At 61.6% G+C, this 9,865-nt stretch carries 11 protein-coding genes and 2 pseudogenes; 9 read left to right on the top strand and 4 right to left on the bottom strand.

Annotated features, from left to right (window positions below):
- The 5 genes from EOA86_RS09310 to EOA86_RS09290 all read left to right on the top strand — a co-directional run.
- Positions 1 to 537: SAM-dependent methyltransferase (locus EOA86_RS09310; RefSeq protein ID WP_206629988.1), on the top strand; the 537-nt coding region annotated here is incomplete at its 5' end.
- A gap of 149 nt (positions 538 to 686) precedes the next feature.
- On the top strand, positions 687 to 1,481 hold the full coding sequence (gene pgeF / locus EOA86_RS09305) for a peptidoglycan editing factor PgeF (RefSeq protein ID WP_128341324.1): 795 nt from the start codon (positions 687 to 689) through the stop codon (positions 1,479 to 1,481).
- The gene (locus tag EOA86_RS09300) at positions 1,481 to 2,632 is read left to right on the top strand and encodes a Xaa-Pro peptidase family protein (protein ID WP_065011962.1); all 1,152 of its coding nucleotides are present in this window, start codon (positions 1,481 to 1,483) and stop codon (positions 2,630 to 2,632) included. Before pgeF ends, EOA86_RS09300 begins: the two co-directional genes overlap by 1 nt.
- 54 nt (positions 2,633 to 2,686) lie before the next feature.
- The gene (locus EOA86_RS09295) at positions 2,687 to 3,286 is read left to right on the top strand and encodes a hypothetical protein (RefSeq protein WP_128341323.1); all 600 of its coding nucleotides are present in this window, start codon (positions 2,687 to 2,689) and stop codon (positions 3,284 to 3,286) included.
- Between the two features lie 164 nt (positions 3,287 to 3,450).
- A complete protein-coding gene (locus tag EOA86_RS09290; protein ID WP_065011960.1) occupies positions 3,451 to 4,386 on the top strand; it encodes a ribose-phosphate pyrophosphokinase in 936 nt (311 codons plus the stop codon).
- A 133-nt stretch (positions 4,387 to 4,519) separates the two neighbouring features.
- On the opposite strand, the gene EOA86_RS09285 is transcribed toward EOA86_RS09290, so the two are convergent.
- Positions 4,520 to 5,377: a helix-turn-helix transcriptional regulator gene (locus EOA86_RS09285; protein ID WP_128341321.1), complete on the bottom strand. Its 858-nt coding sequence runs from the start codon at positions 5,375 to 5,377 to the stop codon at positions 4,520 to 4,522.
- A 130-nt stretch (positions 5,378 to 5,507) separates the two neighbouring features.
- Here EOA86_RS09285 and EOA86_RS09280 point away from each other — a divergent pair, with 130 nt between their 5' ends.
- Positions 5,508 to 6,758 carry an MFS transporter gene (locus EOA86_RS09280; RefSeq protein WP_164891646.1) on the top strand — a complete coding sequence of 417 codons (1,251 nt, stop codon included), beginning with the start codon at positions 5,508 to 5,510 and terminating at the stop codon, positions 6,756 to 6,758.
- A 95-nt stretch (positions 6,759 to 6,853) separates the two neighbouring features.
- Here the strand turns inward: EOA86_RS09280 and EOA86_RS09275 are convergent, their stop codons facing one another.
- Positions 6,854 to 7,453, bottom strand: coding sequence for a TetR/AcrR family transcriptional regulator (locus EOA86_RS09275; protein ID WP_065011958.1), 600 nt, complete (start codon positions 7,451 to 7,453; stop codon positions 6,854 to 6,856).
- 194 nt (positions 7,454 to 7,647) lie between these two features.
- Here EOA86_RS09275 and EOA86_RS09270 point away from each other — a divergent pair, with 194 nt between their 5' ends.
- Positions 7,648 to 8,046, top strand: coding sequence for an anthrone oxygenase family protein (locus tag EOA86_RS09270; RefSeq protein WP_348633336.1), 399 nt, complete (start codon positions 7,648 to 7,650; stop codon positions 8,044 to 8,046).
- A gap of 34 nt (positions 8,047 to 8,080) precedes the next feature.
- Here the strand turns inward: EOA86_RS09270 and EOA86_RS41470 are convergent, their stop codons facing one another.
- Both EOA86_RS41470 and EOA86_RS41465 read right to left on the bottom strand, forming a co-directional pair.
- On the bottom strand, positions 8,081 to 8,428 hold the full coding sequence (locus EOA86_RS41470) for a rhodanese-like domain-containing protein (RefSeq protein ID WP_348633337.1): 348 nt from the start codon (positions 8,426 to 8,428) through the stop codon (positions 8,081 to 8,083).
- Positions 8,429 to 8,554: 126 nt separating this feature from the next.
- Positions 8,555 to 8,758 (bottom strand): annotated as a pseudogene (locus EOA86_RS41465) (helix-turn-helix domain-containing protein); the annotation flags it as partial.
- A gap of 110 nt (positions 8,759 to 8,868) precedes the next feature.
- Here EOA86_RS41465 and EOA86_RS09260 point away from each other — a divergent pair.
- The gene (locus EOA86_RS09260) at positions 8,869 to 9,372 is read left to right on the top strand and encodes a DUF2938 domain-containing protein (protein ID WP_128341316.1); all 504 of its coding nucleotides are present in this window, start codon (positions 8,869 to 8,871) and stop codon (positions 9,370 to 9,372) included.
- A 116-nt stretch (positions 9,373 to 9,488) separates the two neighbouring features.
- A pseudogene (locus EOA86_RS40100) lies at positions 9,489 to 9,735 on the top strand (hypothetical protein); the annotation flags it as partial.
- Positions 9,736 to 9,865 lie beyond the last annotated feature (130 nt).

Genomic DNA, 9,865 nt, shown 5'->3' with positions numbered 1-9,865 from the left:
GAATTGCACTTCTTCGCCGGCGCCGGCTCGGTCGATCCGACGCTGTTGCCGGACGATGCCGAAAACGCGCCACAGGGCGCGATCGTCGAGGTCGCGCCGGCCCGAGCCGCGCTGATGGCGACCATCGCTGAGCGATTGGCCCGGCTCGGTGGCGCCGGCCTGTTCCTCGACTATGGCTACCTCCGACCAGGGGTCGGCGACACGTTGCAGGCCGTGCGCAAGCACGATCACGAAGATGTGCTGGCCAATCCGGGCGAAGCCGATCTCACCGCCCATGTCGATTTCGCCGCCCTTGCCGCGACTGTGCGGGCGCATGGCCTCGATGCCCATCTCTCCACGCAAGGCAAATTCCTGGTGGAAATGGGCCTTCTCGAACGCGCCGGCCAGCTCGGCGCCAATGCCAATGAGGCGGCTCGCGAAAAGATTGCAGGCGAGGTCGAACGCCTCGCCGGTCCGCAAGCCATGGGCGACCTGTTCAAGGTGCTTGCCGTTCTGCCTGCCGGCATCGCCGTTCCGCCCTTTGCAACGGCGGATTGACTTTTCGCTGCCGCCTCTCCCACTCTCCCAATTTCCGACTGTCGCCCGTTTTGGACGTCGCCGATCTTTGGACTGTAGCCCATCTTGGAATGTCGCCGATTTTTGGACTGTCGCTTGACGAAATCGCCCACACGGACAACAACGCCGCCATGCTGAATCAGACCAAACCGGATCCCGTTCGGTCGCCCTTGCTGGAAAAGGCGCGGCCGCAAGGCATTCGCCATGGCTATTTCACCCGCGTCGGCGGCGTCTCCAGCGGCATCTATCGGGGCCTCAACATCGGCACCGGCTCGAGCGACGACCAAACGCGGGTAGCCGAGAACCGCCGCCGCGTCGCCGACTGGATGGGCGTGCCGGCGAGCCATCTCTTGACCGCCCACCAAATCCATTCGCCCGACGTCGTCATCGTCAGGGAGCCTTTTCCCGGCGTGCGGCCGAAGGCCGACGCCGTCGTCACCGACCGGCCAGGCATTGCAGTCGGCGCCTCGACCGCCGATTGCGGACCGGTGCTGTTCGCCGATGCCGAGGCGCGTATCGTCGGCGCAGCCCATGCCGGCTGGAAGGGCGCCTTGTCGGGCGTGCTGGAAAACACCATTGCCGCGATGGAGGGCCTCGGCGCCCGGCGCGAGCGCATCGTTGCGGTTCTCGGTCCGTCCATCGGCCCCAAAAACTACGAGGTAGGACCGGAATTCGTCGCCCGCTTCGTCGAGGCCGATGCCAACAACATCGGCTATTTCGCGCCGTCCGCGAAGTCGGGACATGCAATGTTCGACCTCAACCTCTACACCGTCCATCGCCTGACCCGGGCCGGTGTGATCGCCGACGGGCTCGGCCGCTGCACCTACGCCGAGGAGGATCTGTTCTATTCCTACCGGCGCAGCACCCATCGCAAGGAGCCGGATTACGGGCGGCAGATTTCGGCAATCGTTTTGGAGACTGAATAATGGCGCTGCATTTCGAACGGTCGGAATTTGACGCGCGGCGCGATCGGCTGATGATCGAGATCGCCGAGAAGAAACTCGATGCCGTCCTGCTGTTTGCGCAGGAGAGCATGTACTGGCTGACCGGCTACGATACGTTCGGCTTCTGCTTCTTTCAGTGCCTGGTGGTGAAGGCAGACGGTTCGATGATCCTGCTCACGCGCTCGGCCGATCTGCGCCAGGCGCGCCACACCTCGATTATCGACAACATCGTGCTGTGGACCGATCGCGACGGCGCCAATCCGGCGATCGACCTGCGCAATCTGCTCAACGATCTCGACCTGCTCGGCGCCCGCATCGGAGTTGAATACGACACCCACGGCCTGACCGCCTACAATGGCCGGCGCCTGGACGAGCAATTGCAGACCTTTGGCCAGATCGCCGACGCGTCCGGCATCGTCAGCCGGCTGCGCCTGTTCAAGAGCCCGGCCGAAATCGCCAAGGTGGAAAAGGCCGCAAATCTCGCCGACGACGCGCTGGATGCGGCCCTGCCGCTGATCAAGCAGGGTGGCGACGAAGCCCTGATCCTTGCTGCCATGCAGGGCGCGATCTTTGCCGGCGGCGGCGATTATCCGGCGAACGAGTTCATCATCGGCTCTGGCGTGGACGCACTGCTTTGCCGTTACAAGGCTGGCCGCCGCAAGCTGAGCAAAAACGACCAGCTGACGCTCGAATGGGCCGGCGTTTTCCACCATTACCATGCGGCGATGATGCGCACGGTGCTGACCGGCAAGGTGTCGAAACGTCACCAGGAATTGTTCGATGCCGCACGCGCCGCACTTCTGGCCGTCGAAAAGGCGATGACGCCCGGAAATACCTTCGGCGATGTGTTCGACGCGCATGCCCGCACGCTCGAAACCCACAACTTGACCAAACACCGGCTCAACGCCTGCGGCTATTCGCTCGGCGCCCGCTTCACCCCATCATGGATGGACATGCCGATGTTCTATCAGGGCAATCCCGAACCCATCGCGCCAAACATGACGCTGTTCGCCCACATGATCATCATGGACTCCGAAACCGAGACGGCAATGACGCTCGGCCGTACGTATCTGACGACCGAATCGCAGCCGAAACCGCTGTCCCGCCATGATCTCGACTTGATTGTGCAATGAATCCATAATGGTAAGAATGCAAGGGGCGTTCATCGCCAGGGAGTTTTGAGGCAAATGAGGCGATCGCATGTGACGACCGTGTCATTGCTCGCGGCGCTGACGCTGGCCGCCTGCACCAACGCGAAGGACGTACTCGAACCCTCCGCCATCGCCTCGCAGTCGACACAGGCCGTACCAACCGGCACGGCTGCAACGCCCACCACACCTGCAACGACCGCCCATCCTTCCGCAACGGCACAGCCTTCCGCCCCCTCGCAGCCCGCAAAGAGCGCCGCCGTCATCGCACGAACCCGCCTGCAGGTAGCGCCGATCGTCGGCGCCTCGGTGGAAGCCGCGACACCGCTGACCGCAGAGCTTCAGACGCGAGCCAAGCAGCGCGGCATCACCTTGGCCGGTAGCGCCGGCCAGACCCCTACGCACGTGCTGAAGGGCTATTTCTCGACGATGTCGGAAGGCAAGGACACCACCGTCATCTATGTCTGGGACGTCTATGACCCGGCAGGCAACCGGCTGCATCGCATCAACGGCCAGCAGAAGGCGCCCTCGGCCAATGGTGGCGAAGGCTGGGCTGCGGTCGCGCCGGAGACCATGCAGGCGATCGCCGACCAGACGATCGACCAGTTTGCCACATGGCTTGGCGGCCAAGCGGGTTGACTGGCGGGCTGACATGTTGCCGGCTCCCCGTCGTAGACGTTTATTGACATTAGCCTGCGGATTCCGCTCACGACGCTTGCAATACCGGCACGGGCCGCTAAAAGCCCCGACTAAGGGGCTCAAGAGAGTCTGCCAGAGTCTCCATCCTTCACCAGGAACGGTGCATGAAGCTTTTCGCGGGCAATTCCAACAGGGTGCTGGCCGAAGCGGTCGCCCGCTATCTCAACATCCCGCTGGGCAAAGCCAGCGTCAGGCGCTTCGCCGATCAGGAAATCTTCGTCGAGATCCAGGAGAATGTGCGCGGCGAGGATGTCTTCATCCTGCAGTCCACCTCGTTCCCGACCAACGATCACCTGATGGAACTGCTCATCATGATCGATGCCTTTATGCGCTCGTCGGCCAAGCGCATCACGGCGGTCATTCCGTATTTCGGCTATGCCAGGCAAGATCGCCGCGCCTCGGGCCGCACGCCGATCTCGGCCAAGCTGGTCGCCAACATGATCACGCGGGCGGGCGTCGATCGCGTCTTAACGCTCGATCTCCACGCCGGCCAGATCCAGGGCTTCTTCGATATCCCGACCGACAACCTGTTCTCGGTGCCGGTCATGGCCCGCGACGTGAAGGCGAAATATAAGCAGCTTGCCAATGTCATGGTTGTGTCGCCGGATGTCGGTGGCGTGGTCCGCGCCCGCGCGCTGGCCAAACGCATCGATGCTCAACTCGCCATCGTCGACAAGCGTCGCGAGCGCCCCGGTGAATCGGAAGTCATGAACGTCATCGGCGACGTGCGCGGCAAGGATTGCCTGCTGATCGACGACATCATCGATTCGGGCGGCACCTTGTGCAATGCGGCCGATGCACTGCTTGCCGGCGGCGCCACCAGCGTCACTGCCTACACCACCCATGGCGTTTTGTCGGGCGGCGCCATCGCCCGCATCGGCGCCTCGAAGCTGCAGGAACTGGTCATTACCGATTCCATCCAGCCGACCCAGGCGGTGCTCGACGCCAGCAACATCCGCGTCATCTCCATCGCAGACCTGATGGGTGAGGCGATCTCGCGCACGGCGACCGAGGAATCGGTATCGAGCCTGTTCGACTGAAATCTGCCAGCGCTACAGCGCCGCGCGTTCAGCGGACGCGCAAAGGGACGCTGTAGCACTTTGATTTTGCGCATGGCCACCAGCGAAATCGGTTCCGATTTCGCTGAAGCGAACCGAAGGTTCGGGTCATGCGTTACCCGTTCGACACCCTGATATTGTCCCTTGACCCTCGCATATAGCCCCGCGGCGATGCCCCCAGCATACGCTTGAACATGGTGATGAAGGCCGGCACGCTGTCATAGCCGAGGTCGAACGCCACCCTTGTGATCGGCTCGCCATCGGCCAGCCTCGGCAAGGCCGCGAACAGGCAGGCCTGTTGGCGCCATGTCGACAGCGACAATCCGGTCTGGCGATGAAAGGCGCGGGTGAAGGAACGGCGGCTCATGCCGACGATATCGGCCCATTCGTCGATTGTCGCGTGCGGCGAGGGTGCTGCAACGAAGCGCCGGCACAGTGCCGCAAGCTTTGGATCTGAAGGAAAAGGCAGGCCGAGCGGCCGTTCCGGCAGGTTCGGGATTTCATGCAGCAGGAGGCTCATGATCAGCCCGCCGCGCCCTTCCAGCTCGGCGCCCTGCGGCAGCTTTTCAGATTCCACGATCAGGCTGTGCATCAGATCTGTAATGCCAACGACGCGCAGCCCATGCGGCAGCCCCGCAATGGCGTCCGGCATCACATAGACCGAACGCATGCTGACGTCGCCAAGCATCTCGACGGAATGCTCGGTGCCGGCGGGAATCCACATGGCATGATCGGGAGGCACCATCCAGCGGCCATGCCGCGTCGTCACCAGCACGACGCCGACAAGCGCATGCAGCAACTGACTGCGACTGTGACGGTGCTGCGGCACGTGGTAGCCGTCGGGATATTCGGTCGGCAGGGCCACCGCTGGCCCGACGGCCTGCTCCAGCCACTGCCAGCGGCGCTCATGCAGCTGCCCAAGCTGGCCGAGATCGGTGTCGCCCACTTTGAAGATTTCATTGCCACGCGGCATTGAGTAATGGCCCACTCGCGAAATTATTGGACCAAACCACGAAAGAAGTCGCCCGGCAAGTGACTTATAAGGCAACCCGGCTATGAGGCCGCCTGCGCGAGCGCCCGCCAAAAAGACCACGGAGCATGCCTTGACCGATAACACAGCGACCACCGCCGCCACGCCTGCGACGGCCAGCCACACTTCGGCGCAAGCGACGGCCTTTAGCGTCATTCTTGCGGTGAGCTTCTGCCATTGTGTCAACGACATCATGCAGTCGCTGCTCTCGGCCATCTATCCGCTGCTGAAAGACAATTACGGTCTCGATTTCTGGCAGATCGGCCTTTTGACGTTCACCTTCCAGGTGACGGCCTCATTGCTGCAGCCGCTGATCGGAATGGTCACCGACAAGCGGCCGATGCCCTATTCGCTGCCCTACGGCATGGCGTCCTCGCTGATCGGCCTGATCGTGCTGGCCTATGCCGGACACTATTGGCTGCTGCTGATCGGCGCGTCGCTGATCGGCATCGGCTCGGCGATCTTCCACCCGGAATCCTCGCGCATCGCCCGCTTCGCCTCGGGCGGCAGGTTCGGCTTGGCGCAATCTCTGTTCCAGGTCGGCGGCAACTTCGGCCAGGCCATCGGGCCGCTGCTGGCTGCCTTCATCGTCGTGCCTTTCGGCCAGACCAGCATAGCGTGGTTTGCCGTCGGATCGCTGATCGGTATTATCGTGCTGTGGCGGGTCGGCGGCTGGTACAGCCGCCTGCGCGCTTCGCTCGCCAACCGCAAGGCGGCAGGTTTTGTATCGCCCTTCCCGCGCCGCAAGGTGATGGGCGCGTTGGCGGTGCTGACCTTACTGGTGCTGACCAAGAACGCCTACATCGCCAGCCTCGCCAGCTACTACACCTTCTACGCCATCGATAAATTCGACGTTTCGGTGCAGATGTCGCAGGTCATGCTGTTCCTGTTCCTCGGCGCCTCGGCGCTGGGCATCCTGCTCGGTGGCCCGTTCGGCGACCGCTACGGACAGAAGGCGATGATCTGGTTCTCCATCGTCGGCGTGCTGCCCTTTACGCTGGCTCTGCCCTACGCCAATTTCGAATGGACGATGATACTGACGGTGCTGATCGGCCTGATCCTGTCCTCGGCATTCTCGAACATCGTCGTCTTCGCGCAGGAACTGGTGCCCGGCCGCGTCGGCATGATCGCAGGTATCTTCTTCGGCTTCGCCTTCGGCATGGGCGGCATCGCTGCCGCGGTGCTCGGCGTCGTCGCCGACATGAAAGGCATCGACTTCGTCTTTCAGGTCTGCTCCTACCTGCCGCTGCTCGGGCTGCTGGCGGTTTTTTTGCCGAACATGAAGGAAGCGAGGAAGCTCGAGAGGGAGGCCACGATCGGGTGAAGCTGAATTTGGTTTCGGCTCGCCCCGTAGAGGGGCGGGAGCGCCGTCTTCCTGCCCACCTCACGCGTGGAACGGGCACAGATCGATTGTTGCCGTCATGTGCTGCAAAGCCTTTTAAATGCGCTGATCGCGGCAGTCACTCTCGAACGGACATCCTTGTCTGAAGGAACCGGCAGAGAGTGAATGACCCGCCGGATCTGCAGGTCACCAATCAGCAGGTTCAAGAACCAATCGGCCGCTATGCGCGCAGATGGCGCAACCAGCGCACCGCTCTCCAAGTCGCGCTGGATCAATTTCTCGATCAGCGGAAATACCGAATCGCGACCACCTGCCGCAATCGTCGCACCCAATTCGCCACTTTCGTCAGAAGCAGCAGCGCGGTTCAGGGAAATTGCCCGCTCGCCAAGCAGCATCGACAGGAGGATCGGAGCCACATCTTCAAGGGTTACCAAAGGATCGGCGTCGTCCCTTATCGCCGCATCCAGTGCCGCCTTCGTCGTCCTTGCATTGTTTTCGACCATCGTCTTGAACAAGCCCTTCTTATCGCCATACCAGCGATAGAGGGTTTCGTTTGACGCCTTTGCCTCTTTCGCTATGCCAAGCATGGAAGTCCCGCCGTAGCCTCTCTCCTTGAGAAGCTTGTAGGCTGCCCTCTCGATCTGTGCTCGACGCGCAGCCTTGGTGTCCTCGCGCATTCCAATCTCCAAACTGCCAATCTCCGAACTGCTTGACCAGAACCGTACACCTTTGTACGTATATTCGAAAGCGTACACAACGATACGGGTTTCTTGAAGCTGTAATGCCTGGGATAGTGGTAGGATTATCAGTCACATCGATCGTCTTTTCCGGAGCGATTTTCGGATTTTTCTACGCCTGGGTCTGCTCCACAATGTGGGGGCTCGACCAGACTGATCCGCGCGTGGCAATCGAGGCTATGCAGGCGATGAATGCATCGGTTCGCAACGCCGTGTTCTTTCCCGCATTCTTTATGACGCCGGTCGTCCTAGGGCTCACGGCTGCCGCGATGCGTTTCAGTGACCGCAAGTCGCCTGCGTTCTGGTTCGCTGCGGCGGCGCTCGTGTATCTGACATCGGGCCTGTTCCTCACATTGACGGTGCACGTGCCGATGAACGAGGCATTGGCCGCAACCCCCATTCCCAAAGATATCGAGACTGCGAGAGAGATCTGGCAGGGCTATTCAGAACGGTGGCAGTTCTGGAACCAGGCGCGAACCATCGCTTCAGGAATCGCCCTGGCTTGTGCCGGCTTCGGTCTGGTGAGGTTGTGACCGGGAGCGCCTGAGCCCGGATGACGCAACATTGTCAGCCGCTTTCGTAGTTCATGCCGTCGACATCCAGGCCTGACGTCAGCCACTCGGGAAAACCACCTTCGAACCGGCGTGAGGCCCAGCCTCGCGCCCTCAGGATTGCCAGCGCGTCGGCAGAGAGAATGCACTGGACACCACGGCAATAGGCAACGATGACCTTCTCTCGTGGAAGCTCTGCAAGCCGTTCCTCCAGCTCACCGACGGGAATGTTGATCGCACCCGGCAAATGCCCGGCTGCGTATTCTTCCTGCGGCCGAACGTCGAGCAGCACGATTTCGTCGTCCCGCATGCGGCGCACGAGTTCCTCGCGCGAGATGTTCTCCAGCCTGTCCGGCCGGCTCATAGTGTCATTGATAAGTTCGCGGATTTGCTCCCGCCTATGGTTCGCAAGGCTTCGCAGGGCGGCGAGCACGTTTTCGATCGGGCCATCGGCCAAACGATAGAGCACGCGTTTCCCGTCTCGCCGGGTCTGCACCAAGCCGGCCCGCTTGAGGTGTTGAAGATGCTGCGACGTGTTGGCCAACGCGATCCCGGAAAGTTGCGTCAGCTGCTCCACGGCGAGTTCGCCGTCGGCAATGTGGCGGAGAAGAACCAGCCGATGTGGATGTCCCAGCGTGCGGGCGAGATCCGCTATTTCGTCGAAGATCGGATGATGGACACCTGCGTTTTTCATATCGCAGGCCTACCATGAGTCTATCAATCAATCAATACATTGAACGAGAGGTTTATATCGGCTAGTGTCTGACGCCCAAGAAGCAGCATCGACAGGACAGGAGCCTAGAAATGAACGACCAGTTGGAGTTGGTTGTCCGCGCAGCCGCGATCGGAGCGGGCGCGACGGCGGTGATGGATCTTTGGGGGCTATTTCTGAAGCGCGCGTTCGCGATTCCGCCGCTTGATTATGCCTGGATCGGCCGCTGGATCGGGCACTTTCCGCGAGGCCGTTTCGCGCATGCAAATATCGCGCAGGCTCCCCGAATTCCAGGCGAAACGCCGATTGGATGGGTAGCGCATTACGCGATCGGCATCGTCTTTGCTGCATTGCTGATGGCAGTATGGGGCATCGACTGGGCACGATATCCGACATTTCTTCCCGCACTTCTTGTCGGCATGTCCACGGTTGTCGCCCCGTTCTTCGTCATGCAGCCAGCCTTTGGAGCCGGAATTGCAGCCTCGAAAACTCCCAAGCCGCACACTGCGCGTCTGCGCGGCCTCATGACTCATCTGTCCTTCGGGGTCGGACTGTATGTCGCCGCATTGCTTTCGGCACTCCTGTTTCCGGTCTGACACTGGTCGGTTGCGGTCGGCTTTCAAGCGCGATCGAAACGTTTGAAAATGGGGCGCAAACCCGAAATTCAAAGCGAAACACTGCCCATGCCTGCAACGGCTGCACCTCGGGCCGACTGGTGCCCGGCCGGGTCGGCATGATCGCCTGTATATTCTTTGGCTCCGCCTTCGGCATAGGAAGCATCGCCGCCGCCGGGCTTGGGTCGTCGCCGACATGAAAGGCGTCGACTTCGTCTTCAGGTCTGCTCCAACCTGCCGCTGCTCGGCCTGTTGACGGTGTTTTGCCGAACTCGTCGCCTTCGTGAACGTGATCGAACCGCACGGTTGATTTCGCCGCGGTCCCTTTCCATCTTGGGATTCTAAAAGGCCCGAGAGACTTGTATGACGGAGTTAGTGACCGGCGCGACCTGGACTGTCTCACCGATGCCTCAGAGCCAGGCCACCTGCGGCTGGCAAGGGGGCTGGTTTGAGACAGCTGCGCGTCGCTATACCC

This window comes from Mesorhizobium sp. M5C.F.Ca.IN.020.32.2.1 (assembly GCF_004023105.1).
In the GTDB taxonomy this organism is placed as follows: Bacteria; Pseudomonadota; Alphaproteobacteria; order Rhizobiales; family Rhizobiaceae; genus Mesorhizobium; species Mesorhizobium wenxiniae.
Note: the sequence above shows the minus strand (reverse complement) of the source record. Positions and strands in the feature narration are given on the sequence as shown.